This window comes from Bacillus sp. BB081, from assembly GCF_008368895.1.
Classification (GTDB): Bacteria; Bacillota; Bacilli; order Bacillales; family Bacillaceae_G; genus Bacillus_A; species Bacillus_A wiedmannii.
The window spans coordinates 1-21,670 of record NZ_QOZX01000079.1; the positions used below are offsets into that span (position 1 = coordinate 1).

A 21,670-nucleotide genomic window follows, 5' to 3' on the forward strand; every position below is an offset into this window, starting at 1 on the left:
AGTATATATTTCTGTTAAATCCGAAAAATCAGACAACGGAATGAAGATATTATAAGCAAAAGATATTACTTGCGAACTGTTTTTACCCCTAATAATCACTTTTATAATATAATAATTACATAATATATCAACTGTTCGTCTCTTTTTTTCTATCTCTCCTCCATATTATATTGTAGTATAAGGGACATAAAAATACTAAAAAATCCAATTCCTTAATTTTCACATTAAGAAATTGGATCTTCTTTCATTACCTTGTAATACTCATACTGCGTTATTATAAAGAATATACGTTTTATATAAGTTATGTTAATAACACATAAACTAATAAAACTTTACTGATTACTCTCAAGACATTCATAAACCGCCATCATATCTCGTTTATCCAATTCGCGAATGCGATTAAAAATTGGTATTTGCGCAACAGCTTCTGTTAATAAGCTTTCAGCCACAACATCATTAACTTTTCCAGTTAACCATGTTTGTACATCCACGCCCTCAACAACTTCTTTTAGTCCTTCGTCATTAATACCAGTTGCATTACAAGTTACACATGGGATTGTTAGTTTAAATACACCATCATGTAGATTATCTTCCGTTATAACTTTCTTTCCTTTACAGAATGGACATGGATTACTTTTTTTAATTTTATTAATTTGGGTAACTAACTTTTTGTATCCAAACGCTTCATATACATACGTAAGCTTTTTATATTTACCATTTGTGAAATACTTATCTATAATGTTTTCTCTCGTTTCATAAACATTAGGGAAATCACAAACAGTTACTTGATTATTAACACTAATGGATTCGATATTTCCTTTTATTTCGTCCCAGAATGGTAAGACATTTTGTAACACCATTTCATAGTTTGAAAAGCTTGCCTGTTCTAATTCAAACATTTTCAGTGCAACTTGTACTTTTCTTGGCAATAAAGAAACATCTTCTGTCAATATCATATCGCCACCAACAATAGATTTCAATTTTTGAAGTGCAGGTAAATCACCGACTATCTTCAACACTTCATCAATAGGTTGATTGATAATTTCACGAATATCGAAGTTACCAAATTTAAGCGGTTTATGATGATTTAATACCGTCCCTTCACAAATTGGACATGTCATCTTTTCTTTAGAAGTCTTAATTTCTTCTTTAATAGCTGCTTTTGAAATAACAATATATCCACCAATAATCGTATTAAATCCTACCCATGTTCTGCGTGTCTTTCCTTTTTTATCATAAAATGATTTATCAAAATATCCGTACCAAAACGTATGCTTTTCTTCTTCTGACATATCTTTATAGCTCTTTGATAAATCGTGACCAAGCTCATTTTTAATTTCTTCAAATAGAAATTCTATTTTTTCATATTGATAAAATTTTAATACTTTCATGATTTCCGGATCGAATAAACCGTCCCAAAATGGAACGTTTTTATCTTGAATTGTAATATCTTTATCGAAAACTTCAATTTGAAGACGTCCAGAACAAGATGGACAATGGTTGTCCTGTGAATAGAAATCAAAACTTCTCGTATCTTTATTAGTTGGATGAGCAGCTACAATATGATTAATTAATCCACCAATTTCATATAAGAAACTATATTGACTGTATAAATGTCTTTCAAGATCAATAGCAACAACAGGTGCAATTGTATCAGATTCATATTCACTATAAATTAAACGGGCCATTGATGATAAACTTTTTAAAATACCACCCTTATAAATGTTTTCGGCATTTTTAAAATAGTGAATATGATTTTCTTCTAAATAGTGAACGCCTTCTTTATGCTTAAGTGCTGAAGAAATATGTATTTGCTCAGCATTATTCACACTGCTTTTTTGACGATAATAATCTTCATGACCTACTACATCAAGATGCTTTATAGATTTAAGCTGTCTCTTCCCAAAATCTACAATATAATCAGAGCTTTCTAACATGTAACTATTATGTTCAATCATAATGATAGAAACTGATTCATCTTGCAATATCCCTCTAACACTATCTATAAATTGATTTAAAATATTTTGTGATAACCCCTTTGAAGGTTCATCAAAAATAAATAATGTATGTGGATTTCTTGTGTTTGCAAATAACTCCGAAACTAAATGAACACATTGAAACTCACCCGTTGATAATGTTTGTGTTTTTCGTTCTAACGTTAAATAGCCAAGTCCTAGTTTAATTAATAGGCTCAAGCGTTTATACGCAATATCTTCATTTGGAAGTTCATCAATAATATCTTCAATCGAGCGCTCGAAAATATCATCGATTTCTTCACTATACTTTGTTAGTTTCTTTTTAATATCTAGGAAAGTAGCTACAGTTGATCGACTTGTAATGGATTGATTGCGATCTTGCCCTACCATAACTAGTTTATCTTTTGGATATCGTTTCAAGAAATCTGTAGCTAAACATTCATTGACAAGTGTAGATTTCCCGCAACCAGATTCTCCTGTAACTGTTACAAGCCTATTTTTAGGAATCTGAAACTCCGCCATTTGGATATTACGGCAATATAATTCTTGGAATGTATAATATTCTGTTAGTACTTCTTTATTTAGATCGCACAGTATTGATTTTGGTCTTGGCGATTCTTTCACAATTTGTCCACCATATTTTCCGCTACCAGGTCCAAAGAACAATTGCTCATCTGTTGTATCCAGTACAGTATCTGAATGATCAATGAGCCAAATTTGATTTTTACACCCTAACTGCTTAATCTCTTCTAATATTTGTAATAATGTTTCATGATCAAGTCCAACTGAAATCTCATCAATAATAATTACAGCATTTTCGCTTACTGCCATAAATTCAGCCAAATATAGTCTTGTTAACTCTCCACCTGACAACGTACCCATAATTCGATTTAATGTTAAATAACCAATGTTCATATTAATTATATTTTGCAGTATATGTTGCTTTGCTTCACTAATATTTAACTCTTCCGCTAACGAAAGAATAGACTCCACACTTAAATCATTAATATTTGAAATTGTATGTGGTTTAGCAAATAAATCTATCGTATGTTGTTCGATTTCTTCGCTATAACGTTTTCCCTTACATTTTTTACACTCAATATTTTTAGTAGTACCTCGGCCTTTACAGCCAGTACACCAGCCTAACTGGTTATTGAATGAAAAAACCTCAGGTGAAAGATGAAATACATCAGCAAGTTTTTCACGTACCTCTGTGAAAACACCAGTATGTGTACCGATTGTTGAACGTGGATTGGAAGAAATCGATGATTTTCCTAGAAAAAGAACTAAAGGCATACCTTCTATCTTAATAGCACTAAAATTCGTTTCCATAATGTTAGGAAATAAATATTGATATTCAGCCTTTGGCAATAAAGAAACTAATCGTTTTTTTGATTCTTCACCAATCGTTTGACAAAAAGTTGTTTTACCTGAGCCTGATAAACCAGCGATTCCAAAAGACTTATTAAATGGAATGAATGTATCTAATTTGTTTATGTTATTAGCAATTAATTGATTTACTTTCATATTAACCTCAATTCTTATTTTTCATTAAAATCATTTTTACAGTGTAATAATTACACAATGAATATAACCTCTTATGTAATTATCCTCTTACTTCAATAACCTTCTCCTTATATATATCAAACCATTGTTGCCATTCATCTTTAGAAAATTCTTTTTCTTCTCCTTTTAGAACGGAAGAAAAAAGATTTAAACAAATATGCCAACCAGCTATATCTTTCGGTGTATGATCTGTTAACTCATGAATGTATTCTTTAAGAAGTAAAAGAGTACCATTTTCCTCTTTATGTATTTCAAATCGGACACGATCTTTATCCCAAGTAAATTCAAGTACTGAGTTTACTTGACACTCTAAAATATCAATGTTTATGAATGAACCGTCCATCATGTTGAACTTTATTATTCCACCAGTTTTAAGGCTTTCAATTTGTAAATTAGACATCCATTTTTTTAAATTACTGTTTTCTGTTAAAACTGACCAAACCTCTTCTTTTGAATATGAAAAATGACGATCAAATTGTACTACGTATTCATTATCTTGTTTATCTATTACAGCTAACATTATTAATTACCCCCCTTTTCCCTTTTCAAAAACGAATATACGTTCTATTTTACATGATTTCATCAAAAAAAGAAATCTCTATTCCAACCCGCTTAGTTTAATGAGTTTTCGTTAGATTCAAAATCGATTGACTTATTGCATAAGAAAGTTCTAATCTGGTTGACCATGCTTTTATTGGATCAATAATATTATCTTGGTTAAGACTATTCACGTATTTTAAACCATCTACTGCAATATACCCGATTTTAAAATCTGTAAATTCTTTTATAATCATCGGCCATTCTCCATCAGTCATTCTGCATTTAGAATATTTTATTATGTAATTAACTGCTCGTTTAGATAACGCACATGAACCAGCTGTAATATCTACTTGTTTCCCTAATTGTAATGACATAATTTTATTTGATACTGTTTCTGTAACTTGCCATTCTTCAGGATGTGTCTGAAAAGCTTTCTCCGTTCTGCCAATGATTAAGTAATCTACATCCACTATATTCTGAATGAACGAATTAAGTTCAGTTGGATATTCTTTCATCCAAGTTAGCAAACGATCAAAGTCACAATAGTGATAGTAATAGTAATCATGATCATTGTTACTAACAAACTTCAAACAATCCCTACGTGCGTTCCCTACCCCTGATTTTTCTACTATATTTATATGGAAGTTACATTCCTCTAGTTCTTTTACAATTTCTTTCGGTGTTACATTACTAATTGTTAAATATTTTTTATCATAATTTAAATTTAATAATTCCTCTTTTAGTTCTTTTATTGTAGATAATAAGCTCCCTGTTGGATCGTGATTAATGCATGTTAATGCCACTTGTTTTATAGGTTGCATAGTATATTCATCCCCTTTGCAAAATAAAAAGCAGAAAGAATACCTTCTGCCAATTTAATAATAAGTACTATATTTCTTATGCTCAATTTAACTCATATCATGTAGCTTTAAGAATTTCTCCTTTTGTTATGACCTCATCATCATCGAACATAGAATTACAGCATATAAAAAAACGCTGTAACTCATGAAATTATTGTACTAAATCTACATGCTTGAAAAACTTATCGTTTAATCGCATCAACAATTAACGATGGAAACCCAAGTTTATCTCCTCGATTTCTAGAATCATACCTTTTCGAACGGAAAATAACACCGTCATTAGCATCCCATTCTTTATAATAAAACTGCCCATTTTCATCACAATATTCAAGTAAAACTACCTCAAATCCAGCAATTTCAAACATTTTTGTTAATGTTTTATAATTATGAACAATTTTATGACTTGCTGCTGGATGATCTTTCGGGCCTGGTCCGCCTACTTGAACTATATTTTGGTACAATTCATCTCGGAAAAATGCATCAGGAACACCGCACCGAATGTGTCCTGCTGGCTTTAAAAATTCATAACAAATTCCAGCTGCTCTTACACCTTCTTCAAACGTAAGATGCTCCCATACATGTTCAGCTAAAATAGCTGAAATAGAGTTGTATTCAAATCTTTCTTCCCACGTAGCTTTATCTAGTAAGTTAAGTTCATCTTCTTGCGTTTGAATCCAACCTGGATTATTATTAAACACTCCAGCTCCGACTACTACTTTAATTTCGTCCTGTTTTATTGCCATCACTTTCACCTCGTAAACATTTTCATTTATTAATATATTCTATGTTTACTATTATCCTTCCTTCTTCAACAAATTTAATAGCATGAATCCAGTACAATAACGAACTCATCCCCTAAAAATTATCTAATGTAACGATTTTTCTTACAGAAATATAGCACGCCAAACATTAGCACAAAACCAATCACGTAAAAACTTGTTGTTCCGCTGCCACCAGTATTAGGGATTACCCAATTATTTTTCACATTTTTCACTGTTAGTTTTTGTGTCCTTACCGCTTCTGTAATTTCTATTTCTATTGGATCTCTAAGTAACATATATCCGTTTGGCGCTTTTATTTCTTTAATCGTATACTTTCCAAGTACTAACTGATTGGAAATCACCTTTCCTTTTTCATCCGTTGTTAATCTAGTAACTTCTTTACCTTCTTTATCTAAAACTTGAAATACAGCACCTTTTAGTTTTACATTAATATCCTTATCATCAACTTTCTCAATTTCAAATTGCCCAGTCGGATCTGGTAATTTCTTATTCCCTATTTTAATTTCTACTACTGTATCTTTTTCTATTTTTACAGCTATTTTATCTTTTAATAATTCATAACCTTTAGGTGCTTCTGTTTCCACAAGAGTATAATTACCTATTGGTAATTTTTTTGATATCGCTTCTCCTTTTTCATCTGTTACTAACTCACCAACTACTTTTTTATTTGAATCTTCAATATGAAACTTTGCCCCTGCTAGCTTTTTATTTTTATCGCTCGTATCTACTTTTACTAACTTCATTTTCCCCATTGGATCTGGTAATTTCTTATTCCCTATTTTAATTTCTACTACTGTATCTTTTTCTATTTTTACAGCTATTTTATCTTTTAATAATTCATAACCTTTAGGTGCTTCTACTTCCACTAGGGTATAGTCACCTATTGGCAAATCTTTTGATATCGCTTCTCCTTTTTCATCTGTTACTAACTCACCAACTACTTTTTTATTTGAATCTTCAATATGAAACTTTGCTCCTGCTAGCTTTTTATTTTTATCTCCCGTATCTACTTTCACTAGCTTCATTTTCCCCACCGGATCTGGTAATTTCTTATTTCCTATTTTAATTTCTACTACTGCATCTTTTTCTATTTTTACAGCTATTTTATCTTTTAATAATTCGTAACCTTTAGGCGCTTCTGTTTCCACAAGAGTATAGTTACCTATTGGTAATTCTTTTGATATCGCTTCCCCTTTTTCATCTGTTACTAACTCACCAACTACTTTTTTATTTGAATCTTCAATATGAAACTTTGCCCCCATCAATTCTTTATTATCATTATTACTATCTACTTTTTTTATCTTTACTTTTCCTGTACTAGGCTTGTTCCATAGTTGCCAGTTAAATTTGAAATTGTGAAATTCAAATCCACCAGTTTGTTGTACCGTACTGACAAATGCTTGTCCATTAATTGAGCCGCCTTTTGTTTCTAATACAGCATTTGGAGCAAACACACTCCCAACAACACCATATCCCTCTGTTGTGATCTTTTTCGCATTAGGAAAAACCCAAATCACCTTCCCGTATAGCTCAGTGAACGGTGAATTAGGAGAATAGGGCTGAGATGTAGGAATTATATCCGTAGCCCTACCAATATTGTTCGTGTCATATAGAATGGACCCATTTTTAAATGTAACCTCTATTGCATCCGAATACATAACGATAAAATCTTTTCCTTTAGCATTGGGTAAAAATACATCTCTTATATCTAAATTGATTTTCCCGGTCAATTCTGATGAAACATAAATATTAGGATTGTTTATATCTTTTCCAATACCATAACTCATATTTGAAATTGGGGTATCCGTTTTATATTGACCTGCATTTTTACTGACTTGGTTGACTATGATGCGAAATTCATTAAATTTCGCATCAATTTCTAGTTTTTCTTTATAAACGATACGATCATAAGAAGATTGTATGATACGATCTGGATCACTCTCTTTTGTCATTACGACTATTCCGTTTTGAATAATAAAAGATTCCTCTCTTGATTTTTTAAATTTTCCAGACAATAACAAGGATGGATATCCCTCATTACTCCATTTTTCACCTACTATATTAGATGTTCCTGCTGCTGCACCTACAATCGTATAACCTGATGCATCCATATCACCTTGAACTGCGATTGCTCCTTCAATATCGCCACCTACTGCTATATGGTTACCAAAGACAACAGCATTATAACGCGATATATCCCCTAGATCTTCTAAGTTAGTCGTGGATCCATATGCTTCTTTTGGTACATATACGACAAAACTTACACATAACATTAACAAAACGATAAAATGAATACTTACCAGTTTTAATCGTAGACTCAATTCCTTTGTTCCCACCTTTACCGTATTTTTTCTACAGTTGAATAAAATGCACTTTTATTAGTAATCCTTCCCTACATACATTCTATCTAATTATTTTTTTCTTATAAATTACGACCAGAAGCGTACATAACAATAGGATTGGAACTATTACCGTCCACTTATTAAACATAGATACCTCTGTACTCATTCCTTGTTTTTCTTCCGGGTTGAACTTTACACGCTCACCCCGAACTAGCAATCTATTGGTGTTTACTCCATAAGGCGTGCACGTAATTAATGTTGTATAATCTTTATTTTCTACAATTTGTAGATCGTCCGTTTCGTGTGGTAAAACTACTTTAATTTGATCTACTTTATAAGCAAGAACTTTGTCTAAAGAGTGAATATAAAAACGGTCTCCTTCACTCAACTTATCTAAATCTGTAAATAATTTTGCTGATGGTAAACCACGATGCCCTGTTAAAATAGTGTGCGTATTTTCTCCACCTACCGGCAGCGAAGAATAATCTAAATGACCTATCCCACGACTCAATACTTCCTCAGAAGTCCCTTGATAGATTGGTAGTTTTATATTAATTTTCGATATTTCAATATAACCCATTACATCACCTAAATTTAACGCATCGGCATACGCTTGATGATTACTTTTTTCTTCAGAAAATGGATCTGCAAATGTTTTCATGGAAGTTTGAACTTGTTTATTATATTCGGCTGCTTCTTTTTCTCTTCGTACGATTTCTTGCTTTTGTAGTGCTTTGATCTTCTTATCGTAAGAGCTAACCTCAGAATAATGTGCACGAGTCGCCAACCAATTACTAATAGTAGGATATAAAAAAATACCTAAACCAAATAAAAAAATACCTCCTAAAACAAGATTTCGTTTCATATTTCCACCTCTGTATATACTAAAATATCGAAAAGAGGGGAGCATTTTACTTCTCCCCTTTTCACATCACATGGTTACATGTTCCTAAAACCTTAATTATTAGCAAACTTTTTTCTAAAGAAAACAAATGCCGCTGTAGCCATTAACGCAAGGCCTAGTACAGTAAATAGAGTCGTTCCTATACCACCCGTAACTGGAAGCATCCATCCACTTTTATTATTCTCTATCGTTAATTTAACCGTTTGATTATTTTCGCTAATTTTTACATCAATGGGGTCTTTTAATAATTGATAAGAAGCTGTTGTACCATCTTCTTTTGTATATGTTGGTGCTTTCGTTTCAAAAATTTGATAGTCTCCATACGGAATGTTAGTCCATTTAATAACACCATTTTCACCTGATACACCAGTGACTTCTTTACCTGCCACAACAACTATTTTCCCATTTTTATCTTTAAGTACAAACTCTGCACCTTTTAATTTCTTTTTATTAGCACCATCAATTTTTGTTAACTCAATTATTCCAGTTGTCGGAACAACAACTACAGGTTTAGATTCCTTTTCTCCAAATACATCATTTTTATTTATAAAATCAATTTTTGCTGTATTTAAAATTTCCGAACCAGATAGTACGCCTTCTTTTACTTGTGATTTAATTTGTAAATGAAATTCTTTTTTACCATCTAACTTTGTGAAATCTTTTACTGTGGCTGTTACTTTTTGGCCTTCTACAGCTACCTCTACAATGCTTGCATTTACTTCCGCTCCATCAATTTTCACGACTGGTTTTCCTTGAATCATTAAACGATTGTCTAAAGTATCTGTTACTACATATTTTTTGTATTCTTTAATGTCTTCTGGAATTAATGTTTTGATATCATAATTGTAATTAGTTAACGGATTAATTGGTAACGCTTCCAAATCCCCGTTAATCTTTTTATCAATATTTGGTTCTTCATAGTTTTGCACTTCTACTTTAACTACTGTACCAGAAGTAATTGTTCCATCTTCGTTGATAGTTCCGGAGGTCTTTATAAAAAACTCGTGTTTAGTCGGATCTAGTACATACCCTTTCGGCGCTTTTGTCTCTTGGAAATAGTATTCCCCATACTCTAATCCTTGCACGCGAATATGCCCATTACCATCTGTTGCTAACTCTTTTTTCACTTCTGTACCATCTTTTTTAAATAAAGAGAATACTGCACCTGCTAATGCTTTTTCATTTGCACCAGTCTTTACTAAATCAACTGCACCACGTTTAATCTCATTTTTCGGATACATATGAACATCATAGTTTAGCACCTTACCCTCTTTATTCGTTAAAGGAATATCCACTGTATACGTATTTGGATTTAGGTTAACATGCGGAGGTCCTGCCACTTCTTTCACTTCATAACGTCCTAGCGGCAGTTCTTTTAATACAGCTTGTCCGTTATCATCTGTTACTACTTGAGTTGGAGTTGCTCCTATTACAGGCTTCACATCTTCTTTCACGATTTTCCCATCGTTTGAAATTTTTTCAAACGACGCAACCCTTTTCACTTCAAACGTTACACCTTTTAACGGTTTCGCATTTGTTGGTACCTCTTGATTTGCAGAACCATCACCTTCTAGCCCCGGTGCGCCATCTTTTTCTTGTTCATATTTATGAATCGTTAAAGTACCTTTGGATGGTGAAGCTGCCTTTACTAATACACTAGACCATGTAGAAAATGTTAAGAAAAATACTAAAAGCACACTAAATATTTTTTTCATTTCTCTTATCCCCTTTACTACTTCTATCATTTTAAAAATCCCTTTATTACTATTACCCTCTTAAAAGCAATAGTGTGCCAAGTACCAGATTTAAACGAGTAACCTAAAACATAGTCGTCCAACAATCCATTGTTTACAAACACTTATTCACTCTACTTATTTTCTATTATTACGTAGTTTCTCCGTATGATATATGTAGTTTCCCCCTGAATTACACTTATATCTCTACTTCAAAAATCGTTACACATTTACTTCTACCGCTAATTTTCATTAATTACTTAACTTCAATTCATTAATCTCTCCCCTCCTATCCCTATTTAAAATCCAATCTTAATCATTTTTGATACATATAAGCAATGAACAACGAATAAGTGTGACAATTCATATTTTACGTTACTCCCTAAAACTATTACCTGTATATTCAAATAATATGTGCTATTCATGTTAAATTATGGTATTATTCTTAGAAGTTTATAATTTTTATAGATAAAGTTTTTCCGTTTCTACATATGAAAGAAAGGAATATGTAAACATTCAACTAATACGCACAACTGTAAGGAGGAATAATATGACTAAAAAGCTCAGTCTAGTTGAGATAGAGTACATTTGTAATATGTTTTTCCGATATTTTGAAATTCCAGTTTGTTTTTTAGATTGTAACAAAAATATTCTTTTAGAATTTACATCAAAAGATGATTCACATTCGTTTTATAAATCAAAAATAGAACAGTTACATGTGCTTTTTCAAAAAAATGATTCATTTAATTCGCCTATCTTCAGAACTCACCAATATTTAGGGCACTTCATTTTAATTCACATAAAGAGCCATTATATGGTGAACGGTACTGTTATTATTGGGCCCTTGACACATGTAAATTTTTCTACAAGTAAAACGGATAGTAACCTTAATTTTATTTCGAATTATAAAAGAACAAGAGACCATTATTTTTCATTGTCAGTCAAAGATCAAAATTTCTTTGTAAATATAGCAATATTGTTCTATAACATTCTCTATAAAAAAAATTCAAATGTAAGTACCTTTTCAAATAACAGTGACTCATTTCATGTAAGTCATAGCAGTATCTTAAACGAGGATGTATATATTTCAATGCAAAAAAACAAATCCATCTGTCATAATTTGTATATAGAGAACCAACTACTTGGAGCTATAGAAAATGGGGATAAAGAAAGCGTACTCAAATATTATTATGAATTCCAACAAGAGACTCTTTCATCCTTATCTTCATTCCATCAATTAAGACGTCATAAAAACATTTGTATTTCATCCATCACACTTGCTACTAGATATGCGATAAAAGGAGGACTTCCTTCCGGGATTGCTTACAAGATTTATGATCTATACATCCAAAAGACAGAGGATTTAAAAGACGCAGAATCTGTTTGGGATTTATTAAGGAATGTTTTCTGTACTTTTGCAGACCGTGTAAAAGCACAAAAAGTACAGAAACACTCAAAGACTATCGCTATTTGCAAAAACTATATTTTTGAAAATATTTACAATCAAATATCTGTTAAACAACTTGCTAAATTTGCAAACATAAATTCGGATTATTTATCTATATTATTCAAAAAAGAAGTCGGTATTTCATTAATTGAGTACATTCAACGTGAACGAATTGAAGAAGCAAAAAAATTATTAACTTTCACAACCTATCCCTTATCAGACATATGTGCTTCACTCAACTTTAGTGATCAAAGCTATTTTACTAAAATTTTTAAAAAATTCACTAACGAAACACCTGGTAAATATCGAAAATCTCATGTTGTCATATAGAGTTAAACTTTCATTAAAACAAAGTGTTTCTAGTAACTTATCAATGGCAGATTAGAATTACTTCCACACCCATGACCTTTTGAATTTAGGCTATTTTTAAAGCAAAAAACACGTCACTATTCTTTTATTTGAATGAGAATAGTAACGTGCTTTATATGTAATGTAGGTCTGTAGGCAAAATAGCGTCCAAGCACAAATTTTTATAGAAGCAAAATACACTACTTAAATACTAAAATCTTATTAAGTAAAAAATTCATCTAATAATTATTGTGTGAGAAATAATCCCTACTATTATTTTTATATCTTTCTAAATTTGCGAGCCAAAGTGAGTACTGTACCTGCAATAACCATCCATATGCCCATTGTTGCACTGTTAGTTGTACTGGCACCGGTGTTGGGAAGCTCTTTATATGTAGATTCTTTTTATCAGAATTAATGCTGTTCGGGATATTACCGTTATTACTGTTATTAGTAATACCTTTAGCTTTGCTAGTGTCTTTATCCTTCACTAATACTTTTTGTATTGCATGTACCTCATTACCTACAGAATCTGTTACTGTGTACGTTAATACGTAAGTACCTGCTTTAGAGGTATTCATTTCACCATTAAGTTTTACTTTAGAAGTAAGATCACCGTCTTCTTTATCGATAGCTAATACTTTTTCCAATGGATCGAATGAATCTCCTACCTGAATTGTCGTTGCAGTTGGCACTGTTAATGTATGCTTTAAATCTAATATTTCTCCATTTCCCTCTACAATTACCGTCTGTGTAGCCGTTGCATTCCCCCCTTGAGAGTCAACGACCGAGTAGTCCACAATGTATGTACCTGGTTTAGAAGTATCTACATCGCCTTTATGTTTTACTTTATTTGTTAAATCACCCTCTTCTTTATCAACAGCTTTTACATTACTCATCGGGTCAAACGTATCACCAACACGTAGTGTAATTGTAAGCGGTACAGTTAATTCAGGACTTGGTTTTCTGCAGTTTTTTCGTTTTCTTTCACTGTCCCTTTAATTTTTGCTGCATCAAAAGCTTTTTGGACCGCTTCAACCTCAATTGAGTTCGCCCCATATTTATTTGTTGCAACTTTAAGACACGCTAATCTTAATTCAGAGAAATTAGAAGTCATGTTCAATTCATCAATATTTGCATAATAGAAAATATCAAACATTTTATCTTCACCAATACCATTTACAGTTACACCGTTATGAGTGCCACCTTGTGCAATTAAATACGCGACTTTATTAATAATACTTGAGTTGAAATGAACGCCCTCATTATCTTCTCCGTTTAAATCACTGTATTTACTATAATCATCTGGATCATTGACTGAAGATGGATTTTTCATATTACGGAGCACTGATCCCGATTGTTCTCCTATTGTCCAGTTAAATTCCCCATTATTTATATATTTCTCAATAGCCGTTCCCATAATGTCAGATAACGCCTCGTTAATTGCCCCAGATTCTCCGAAAAATTCAAGATTAGATTCGCTAGATGTAACCGAATGAGTAAATTCATGGCCCGCTATGTCAAATGCTCTAACCATTGAATCACCATATATAAGCATACTAACATTGTTAACATTAGCACTAAATACATTATTCCAACTTTTAGGATCATCGGTTTCTCCAGAATCCCATGCATGTACAACTGATACTACTTTTTCCCCTTATTATCAAAACTATTTCGCTTATATTTGTCTTTATAAAAATCATATACCTTTGTTGCTAAAAAATGAGCGCTTACCGCCTTTGGATCATTAAATGTTGTTGAAGTGCTAGTTGCTAATATACCAAGATAATATTTTTCTTCAAAACTAATATCTCTATAATTCACATCATATGTCTCAATTCCTTGCCCTCTTGTGTAATCTGCAAGCGCATATTTCCCATTACTTTGTTCAGAAATACCAAATGTGCGAGTTATCCCTAAATCATCTTTACCAGTTCCGGTTAATGATATGGAATTGCTTTTTTTAGTTTCCTTTAAAGATTCCACTTGCTCTTCACTTACTTTTAAGATTGACTCTTGCACCATATTTTTCAACATATCACCATTATGAGCATTCACTAAATAAGTTCCAGATACATAGTTTGGTGTTGCAGCGGCAAATGTAACTTGATATGCATTGCTAGCCTTCCCATAATTCTAATTAACAAAAATAACTTCCTTAACTTCTGGCTCAGAAATAAATTTAATATCGTTCCCGTACTTCGTATAAATATATTGTTTTGCTTCTTCTTTTGATAAATTACTAGCATTCTTTAAATCTTCTTGTGTTAAATTTTGTGCACTTTCTCCTGAAATACTTTTAATAATACCCTTTTTATCTACATGAGCAGTCAATTGGTGTCCATATACTTCTTTACCTTCATATATTTGTTGCATACGCACAAGTGTAGTCCCATCATAAGAACTACGTTTTTGAACAACGGTGTAATCTACCCCTTTGTCTCCACTAACTTGTTTTGGTGACAAAGCATGCCCGTTCTTTTCCTTAAGTGCATCTTTCACTACATTCTCTGGCGTCTTTTGTGATGGTTGTGTAAGTTCACCTGTACGGAACGAATCCTCTTGAATTTCAACTTGCATTTGATCCGTTTCTTCTGCATAAGCTACTCAATATGGTGTTACACTTGTTAAAACTAACCCTGTTGTTAATGCAACTATAGCTATTTCTTTTTTATTATTCATTTTATTTTCCTCGTATAATTTCCTAAAATATGAAACTGTTTAAATGTATTCCTATCAAAAATAGAAAAAAATAAAAAGTACATCACATTGTGCAAAACCGTATTATAAAAAGATGACTTCTGTCATCAACAAAAGTCACCTCTTCAATATGTCATATCCCTAATTTGTTTTTAATGCATACTTTCTATATGAAAAAGAAAAAGTATTCTTTAACGAGCGTTTTGCAATACTTTTATTAGGTCATTTATATTTTCAACTTTTTGCTGAAACTGATCAAGCCTGTTATGTAGCAATGAAGGATTCTTATCTTCAGTTGAAATAACTTTTTTTAATTCTTGTTCTAATTTATCATATGTATCAAAGAAATTATCAAATTCTACACTTATAAGTTCTTCATTTTCACGATAAAATCTTTTTGCTTCTATATAAGTCATATATGATTTATTTAAAAACCCTAATGAAATTAAATATTTAGAAGTGTTTTCTTGATAAATAGCAATATCACATGCTATTTTAATATCAGAATAAGTCTTTTGAACGAAACAATGCAATTCAAAAATCTTAAACTTTAATCCATTATTCATTTCATCCCCTCCCATCCTATCTATTCTACATAAAAAAAGAATATTATACAAAGTAAAATATCAATATGGTACAAAAATAAAAAGCGAAAGAATGACTCCTTTCGCTTTTTATAACAAAATATACATTTCATATTGTGCTAATGAATTCTTTTCAAATCCAGTTTTCTTTAAAAAACCTTCCAGTAAATTGTTGTTTGGAAACCCAATTGATAAACTTGTTAAATTTAACTCATCTTTTGCTATTTGTAATAATTTTGATCCAATACTACGATTTCTATAGTCTTTGTCTACGAAAATAAAACTAATTTTACCTTGTTCATTCAAACATATAGAACCCTTTAAATCATTATCGACATATGCGCCGTAAAATGTATTATTTGTTTTTTCGATATAATCCATATCATTTTGCCAATTTATATGGAAGTGTAACCATTTCTGAATTGCAACTTTGAAAGCTGGAAATTCTAATTGTTTTACTTCAATTCCCTTACATTCTTTAGTTATTATTTTAGTCATATCTTTTAAATTATAATAAGATAGATCGTACACTTTTTCATAGCCTAATTTCGTATAAAAATGAATCGCTCGGTCATTGCCTACAATGACTTCAAGAAAAAGTTGCTTACACTCATTTTGAAGCGCTTCTTCTTTATGCAGTTCAAATAATTTTTGACTCACACCAATACCGCGGTAATTAGGATGAATCGCTAATGTTCCACAACGCATTGTTTTTATGTTTTCATAATCCTTTATCCCGCCAAGTATTACACCAACAGATTTGTTACCGTCTAAAGCAAGAAAGGAATGTTTTAGTGAATTCCCTTCTGATCCCAAAAACCTTTTTATAAAATCTTCTTTTGAAACTTCCATTTTAATAATGTAATCTGAAAATCCATCTTTAAAAGCTTCATACACTAAATCTATACGTACTTCACTGCATCTTTTGTATTGAATCATATAAAATTCTCCCCCACTTACTCGTATTAAACTTAGCATTCAAATACGTAAAATGTACTAGTTCCACTCTACCCATCATTCTTTAACATTTAATTTGAAATAAACGGGCACTTCCCTACATAACTCTCACTGTTAATTTGTTTTATAACAAATGGTGCAATATCACTATTTTGAATTTTGATTCCTGGCATATCTACTAAACTCTCTTTTATATCTCCGATGCTCTTCCCTTCCATAACAAATGGTAATCTAACAATTGTCCAATCTACTTCACTACTTTGGATAATTTGTAATTCTTTATATTTATCTTGCATCATTTTTGATAAAAAAACTTTAAATAAGGTAGCCCCTATTTTATTTACAATTCCCTTTTGATCTCCTGTAACATTTAAAGAACCTCCGGAAATTACAATATATCTTTTTATTTCAAACTCCTTCATTGCTTCTAGAATATGATTCGTTACTGCGCTAAAAATATAAGATTCATTTTTCGGTTGACCTACCGCATTAATTACAGCTCGACAACCTTTAAGTAATTCCCGTATTGAAGCAAAATCACGTGCATCTCCATTAATAATCTCTAAATTTCCATTTGTTATTTTGATATTATTAGAATTTCTTGTTAATATTTTTACTTGATATCCCTTTTCTAACGCTTCGTTTACAAGGAATTTCCCGGCTTTTCCGTTTGCACCTAGAATAGCTATTTTATTTGTACTTTCCAATATTAACCCCTCTTACTATCTATTCTTTACTACATTAATCTCATGTACACGTAAAAAAGCAATTAAATGCTCGCACGCTCGTTCACACGCTAACATTTTAAAGATTTTTTGTTCCTCTTTCGTTTTATCATTTGCTTGATCTGATGCAGCTTTTAAACTGAGAAAAGGTTTGTTATTGATTTGACACACATAAGCAAAAGCTGCCACTTCTTGATCAACCGCTAATGCTCCATATACAGTATGGAGTAAATATCTCATTTCCGAATTACGAATACGTTGATCTCCAGATAAAAATGTACCATAATGAATCGGATCATAAGATCGTATCTTTTTTATTCTTCTTACAAGTGACTTTGTTGTTTCAATAGGTGCTGTCCTACCATTATATAAATTAAAAATATCTTCCCCTGAACCAGCAGCAGTAACGTCGTGTTGTATTGCATTAAGGGCTACTACAATATGTCCATTTTTCACCTTATTTGATAGACTTCCGCATATTCCTGTCATAAACAACTCACCTGGATGAAACTCACTAATTAATAATTGCACACAACTAGCACAACTTACTTTCCCAACTCCTGTTATTACGGAGATAACTTCCATATTATTAATATAGTGAAAATGAAATTCCCAAGCTGCTCGTTTTTCAATACGTTCACTTGGATAATATTGATGCAAATACGTAAGTTCTGGTTCCCATGCGGATACGATTGCAATACGTTTCATTACACGCTTCACTTCCCCTATTGTTATCATGTAAATACTTTATCTATACTTTCTCGTTCATAATCTGGAATCCACTCTTTATATTTCTCATATAAATTTCGTATTGTTTCTTTATTCTTCGCAATTACTTCACATCCTCTATCATCGTAAATAAACATGATAATATCTTTCGTTACATTTATGAGAAATACATCTGGATAAGAAATTTCTTTTTTGCGTCCAAAACGAGGATAAAGACCCGGAAAATCTTTATGATTTGCAGCTTGAATAAGCGGTGTATACTTTATATCACAAGCAAAACATTTTAATGAAAATTGGTAAGTACAATACAAGTCAGCTTCTTCTTCTTCAAATAAAAAAGGTATTGTTTCTTGCCTTATATGATACTTTAAATCTCTATTATGAATAAAACGTCTATATATATTAATTTTCTGCGGATTTTTCACATTTTCCTTTTAAAATCGATAAACATTTGTTACTAAAAAGACTTCATCTTCTTTTGAAAATATATCTTCAAATAAGTGTTTATTATATGTATAAAGTTGAGAGAAGTATTCCATATTTACATCGTCGGTTCCTTCTACATTTTGATATTTCCCTTTCCCAAAGTTAAAATGCAGATGATTTTTCCACTGAAAGTATATATGTGGTACTAATGTAACCCTAGGGAATGTTTGATTCATATATTCTTTTAATTGCATTCTTAATTCCTTTCTACTCTACAATTTCTTTTAACTGCCAATATGCTTCTTCTAGCCATGGATGTATAACTTTCAACGTGTCTTTTCTATCCCACAAATATGAAATATATGCAAAAGCAGCATGTTCTAAAGATTTTTCTAATTCTTTTTTTACTTCTACTAAATATGGTGGTGCTCCATTTTGATCCCATTCTATTTTATCAGCAACAAATAACACTAAATCCATTTTCGTTGCATGTTTACGTAGTGTAGTATGGCAGCAAATAACATTTAAGATTTCTTCATCATCCACTTTAAATATTTCTTTTGCAATTACTCTCGATAACTTTTGATGAATAATCATTGGAAATTCTCGTTCTTCTTGTAATATCTCTATTCCAAATTGTTCAGCAACTGCAACCCGATCTTCATTTGGAAAGATTGCACTAATATCATGTAAATATCCTGCAATCGCTGACTTTTCTTCATTTACATGATACGTACTCGCAATTTTACGGGCTTCTTTTGCCACCCGAATTGAATGTTTATAAGTAAGTTCTTTATTGTATTTTAATAGAAACGATTTTATATCATTTTCAATTTTTCCAGTTGGAGTAAATGAATATATATCCATATATAACATCTCAAGTCACCTTTCTTCCTAACATTCAATATAACGCTGTATTTAAATATCCTTTTTATTTGTATTCGTTATGAATGTTTTAATCCCTTTTTTATAGGTTACATGAAATTTTATGGCGAATCATTGCTACAAAATACATAAATGTTTGATATTATAGTAATGTTAATGATTTGTTAGGAAAGGAACTACATAATGAATAAAAACATATTAATTATTGATGATGATAAAGATATTGTTGAGTTACTTGCTGTTTATTTGCGAAATGAAGGCTATAACATTTATAAAGCATATGATGGAGATGAGGCATTGCAAATGATTTCTACATATGAAGTTGATCTTATGATTTTGGATATTATGATGCCAAAGCGAAATGGATTAGAAGTTTGCCAGGAAGTTCGTGAGAATAATACTGTACCTATTCTTATGCTGAGTGCAAAAGCAGAAGATATGGATAAAATATTAGGTCTTATGACAGGTGCAGATGATTATATGATTAAGCCATTCAATCCATTAGAATTAGTAGCTAGAGTGAAAGCTTTGTTACGAAGATCATCTTTCCAAAATGCCACTTCCTCCAAAAATGAAGATGGTATTATTCGTATTCGTTCTGCTGAAATACACAAACATAATCATACTGTTAAAGTAAATGGAGAATATATTAAACTTACATCTATTGAATTTGATATTTTATATTTACTTGCGAGTAATACCGGAAGAGTATTTAGTTCCGAAGAAATTTTTGAACGCGTTTGGAATGAAGATGGTTATGGTTCAAATAAAACTGTAATGGTTCACATTAGTAATTTACGAGATAAACTTGAAACAGGAATGAATGGAGAGAAGTTTATTCATACTGTTTGGGGAGTAGGCTATAAAATTGAGAAATGAAGCATTTGATATATTAAAAGATATCCCAAAATGGAAGTTAATTTTTTGGTTCATGTTAGCTATCACACTTACTCCTATTACTGAATTAATTATATATCGCCTCGTTACAAGTGTAATTGAAAGTTCACTTACGTTAAGCGAGCTTGGAAAAGAATTCATTCGAATTTTTGGATATGAAAAATATAAAGGAATAAAGGAATCTCTATGGATGATGATTGTATCTTATTTGTTTTTATTTTCTATTTTCTCATCCTACCTATACATTTTTTATCGTCATGAAAGAAAGATTTATTATGAAACTTGTATTAAAAAAATGATAGAAGAGATTCGTTATATTGCAAATGGAAACTTCAATCATAAAGTCTCTATCGTAAACCATAATTATCTGGAAGAGTTAGCAAGCGGGGTTAATCACATTGTTGAACAATTGAAAGTTTCGATTGATGAAGAAAGACAGGCGGAACAAGCAAAAAGTGAACTTATTACAAATGTATCGCATGATTTACGTACTCCTCTTACCTCTATAGTTGGATACGTAAATTTAATCCACCATGATAATTATAGAGATGAAGTGGAATTACGCCATTATATACAAGTCATTTACGATAAAGTAACCCGTCTTAACGCATTAATGAATGATTTGTTTGAATATACACGTGTTCAAAATAAAGAGTTAAGTTTATATTCTGTTCCCATTGATATTGTAGAGCTACTGGGGCAATTAACTGTTCAATTCCGCATACAAGTTCAAGAAGCTAATATAGAATGTCGACCTTCTTTCCCATCTCAAAAACTCATGGTATTAGCTGATGGAGACAAATTAGTACGAGTGTTTGAAAATCTTATTATAAATGCTATCGCTTATGGAAACGATGGTGGATATATCGACCTTGCTGCCTATGAAAGCAATAATATGATTAATATAGATATAACAAATTACGGCCAACCTATTCCTAGTACGGATTTACCTCATATTTTTGAACGTTTTTATCGCGTTGAAAAATCTCGCTCTACGAACACTGGTGGATCTGGACTCGGATTGGCAATTGCAAAAAGTATTGTGGAATTGCATAAAGGAACAATTGAAGTATATAGTGATGATAAAAAAACAACTTTCACTGTAAAACTACAACCATATAAATGTTAATACAACTTAATTTTAGGTCCAATTTCTTACCATATAAGAAATTGGACCTTTTATTTTCCATTAAACTCCAAAATTTAATAATCCTTTATAATTCTTTAGAAATTCTTTACCTTTTCTTTCTTCCTAATTAAGCATTC

General features: G+C 31.4%; 15 protein-coding genes and 2 pseudogenes. 3 read left to right on the forward strand and 14 right to left on the reverse strand.

What is annotated here, in order from left to right; all coding sequences use genetic code 11:
• Nucleotides 1-332 precede the first annotated feature (332 nt).
• The 7 genes from DN394_RS24725 to DN394_RS24755 form a co-directional block, all read right to left on the reverse strand.
• A complete protein-coding gene (locus DN394_RS24725) occupies nt 333-3,503 on the reverse strand; it encodes an ATP-binding cassette domain-containing protein (RefSeq protein WP_098150275.1) in 3,171 nt (1,056 codons plus the stop codon).
• A gap of 79 nt (nt 3,504-3,582) precedes the next feature.
• The gene (locus tag DN394_RS24730) at nt 3,583-4,062 is read right to left on the reverse strand and encodes an SRPBCC family protein (RefSeq protein WP_098150274.1); all 480 of its coding nucleotides are present in this window, start codon (nt 4,060-4,062) and stop codon (nt 3,583-3,585) included.
• A 97-nt stretch (nt 4,063-4,159) separates the two neighbouring features.
• A complete protein-coding gene (locus DN394_RS24735; RefSeq protein WP_098150273.1) occupies nt 4,160-4,903 on the reverse strand; it encodes a hypothetical protein in 744 nt (247 codons plus the stop codon).
• Nucleotides 4,904-5,124: 221 nt separating this feature from the next.
• Complete coding sequence (locus tag DN394_RS24740; RefSeq protein WP_098150272.1) at nt 5,125-5,685, reverse strand: class I SAM-dependent methyltransferase; 561 nt, start codon at nt 5,683-5,685, stop codon at nt 5,125-5,127.
• 119 nt (nt 5,686-5,804) lie between these two features.
• Nucleotides 5,805-8,045, reverse strand: a complete 2,241-nt coding sequence (locus DN394_RS24745) for an MSCRAMM family protein (protein WP_098155911.1) — start codon at nt 8,043-8,045, stop codon at nt 5,805-5,807.
• An 82-nt stretch (nt 8,046-8,127) separates the two neighbouring features.
• Entirely contained in the window at nt 8,128-8,931 is an 804-nt protein-coding gene (locus tag DN394_RS24750) for a class C sortase (RefSeq protein ID WP_170955589.1), read from the reverse strand.
• Nucleotides 8,932-9,023: 92 nt separating this feature from the next.
• Nucleotides 9,024-10,685, reverse strand: coding sequence for a SpaA isopeptide-forming pilin-related protein (locus DN394_RS24755; RefSeq protein ID WP_149294345.1), 1,662 nt, complete (start codon nt 10,683-10,685; stop codon nt 9,024-9,026).
• A gap of 568 nt (nt 10,686-11,253) precedes the next feature.
• On the opposite strand from DN394_RS24755, the gene DN394_RS24760 reads away from it, so the two are divergent.
• A complete protein-coding gene (locus DN394_RS24760) occupies nt 11,254-12,480 on the forward strand; it encodes an AraC family transcriptional regulator (RefSeq protein WP_097917178.1) in 1,227 nt (408 codons plus the stop codon).
• Nucleotides 12,481-12,777: 297 nt separating this feature from the next.
• Here the strand turns inward: DN394_RS24760 and DN394_RS24765 are convergent.
• The 7 genes and pseudogenes from DN394_RS24765 to yqeK all read right to left on the reverse strand — a co-directional run bounded on the left by DN394_RS24765 (nt 12,778) and on the right by yqeK (nt 19,498).
• Nucleotides 12,778-15,183, reverse strand: a pseudogene (locus DN394_RS24765) (M4 family metallopeptidase).
• A gap of 209 nt (nt 15,184-15,392) precedes the next feature.
• Nucleotides 15,393-15,767, reverse strand: a complete 375-nt coding sequence (locus tag DN394_RS24770; RefSeq protein WP_001059012.1) for a hypothetical protein — start codon at nt 15,765-15,767, stop codon at nt 15,393-15,395.
• 108 nt (nt 15,768-15,875) lie between these two features.
• Nucleotides 15,876-16,724: a GNAT family N-acetyltransferase gene (locus DN394_RS24775; RefSeq protein WP_098704973.1), complete on the reverse strand. Its 849-nt coding sequence runs from the start codon at nt 16,722-16,724 to the stop codon at nt 15,876-15,878.
• Nucleotides 16,725-16,813: 89 nt separating this feature from the next.
• On the reverse strand, nt 16,814-17,449 hold the full coding sequence (locus DN394_RS24780; RefSeq protein ID WP_098150161.1) for an SDR family oxidoreductase: 636 nt from the start codon (nt 17,447-17,449) through the stop codon (nt 16,814-16,816).
• A gap of 15 nt (nt 17,450-17,464) precedes the next feature.
• Entirely contained in the window at nt 17,465-18,202 is a 738-nt protein-coding gene (locus DN394_RS24785; protein WP_141522612.1) for a phosphorylase family protein, read from the reverse strand.
• A pseudogene (locus DN394_RS24790) lies at nt 18,202-18,876 on the reverse strand (DUF3885 domain-containing protein). The gene DN394_RS24785 and the pseudogene DN394_RS24790 overlap by 1 nt, the downstream one beginning before the upstream one ends.
• A gap of 13 nt (nt 18,877-18,889) precedes the next feature.
• Nucleotides 18,890-19,498 (reverse strand): bis(5'-nucleosyl)-tetraphosphatase (symmetrical) YqeK, encoded by a 609-nt coding sequence (gene yqeK / locus DN394_RS24795; RefSeq protein WP_048566376.1) that lies wholly within the window; start codon nt 19,496-19,498, stop codon nt 18,890-18,892.
• A 192-nt stretch (nt 19,499-19,690) separates the two neighbouring features.
• Here yqeK and DN394_RS24800 point away from each other — a divergent pair, with 192 nt between their 5' ends.
• Nucleotides 19,691-20,386: a response regulator transcription factor gene (locus DN394_RS24800; protein WP_001038798.1), complete on the forward strand. Its 696-nt coding sequence runs from the start codon at nt 19,691-19,693 to the stop codon at nt 20,384-20,386.
• Nucleotides 20,376-21,533, forward strand: a complete 1,158-nt coding sequence (locus DN394_RS24805) for a sensor histidine kinase (protein WP_001243286.1) — start codon at nt 20,376-20,378, stop codon at nt 21,531-21,533. The genes DN394_RS24800 and DN394_RS24805 overlap by 11 nt, the downstream gene beginning before the upstream one ends.
• Nucleotides 21,534-21,670 lie beyond the last annotated feature (137 nt).

Bases quoted from the DNA above. Each gene is read 5' to 3' on its own strand.
- DN394_RS24725 (WP_098150275.1), bottom strand. From the start codon at position 3,503: ATGAAAGTAAATCAATTAATTGCTAATAACATAAACAAATTAGATACA.
- DN394_RS24755 (WP_149294345.1), bottom strand. From the start codon at position 10,685: ATGAAAAAAATATTTAGTGTGCTTTTAGTATTTTTCTTAACATTTTCT.
- DN394_RS24760 (WP_097917178.1), top strand. From the start codon at position 11,254: ATGACTAAAAAGCTCAGTCTAGTTGAGATAGAGTACATTTGTAATATG.
- DN394_RS24800 (WP_001038798.1), top strand. From the start codon at position 19,691: ATGAATAAAAACATATTAATTATTGATGATGATAAAGATATTGTTGAG.
- DN394_RS24730 (WP_098150274.1), bottom strand. From the start codon at position 4,062: ATGTTAGCTGTAATAGATAAACAAGATAATGAATACGTAGTACAATTT.
- yqeK (WP_048566376.1), bottom strand. From the start codon at position 19,498: ATGTTATATATGGATATATATTCATTTACTCCAACTGGAAAAATTGAA.
- DN394_RS24740 (WP_098150272.1), bottom strand. From the start codon at position 5,685: ATGGCAATAAAACAGGACGAAATTAAAGTAGTAGTCGGAGCTGGAGTG.
- DN394_RS24770 (WP_001059012.1), bottom strand. From the start codon at position 15,767: ATGAATAATGGATTAAAGTTTAAGATTTTTGAATTGCATTGTTTCGTT.
- DN394_RS24735 (WP_098150273.1), bottom strand. From the start codon at position 4,903: ATGCAACCTATAAAACAAGTGGCATTAACATGCATTAATCACGATCCA.
- DN394_RS24775 (WP_098704973.1), bottom strand. From the start codon at position 16,724: ATGATTCAATACAAAAGATGCAGTGAAGTACGTATAGATTTAGTGTAT.
- DN394_RS24750 (WP_170955589.1), bottom strand. From the start codon at position 8,931: ATGAAACGAAATCTTGTTTTAGGAGGTATTTTTTTATTTGGTTTAGGT.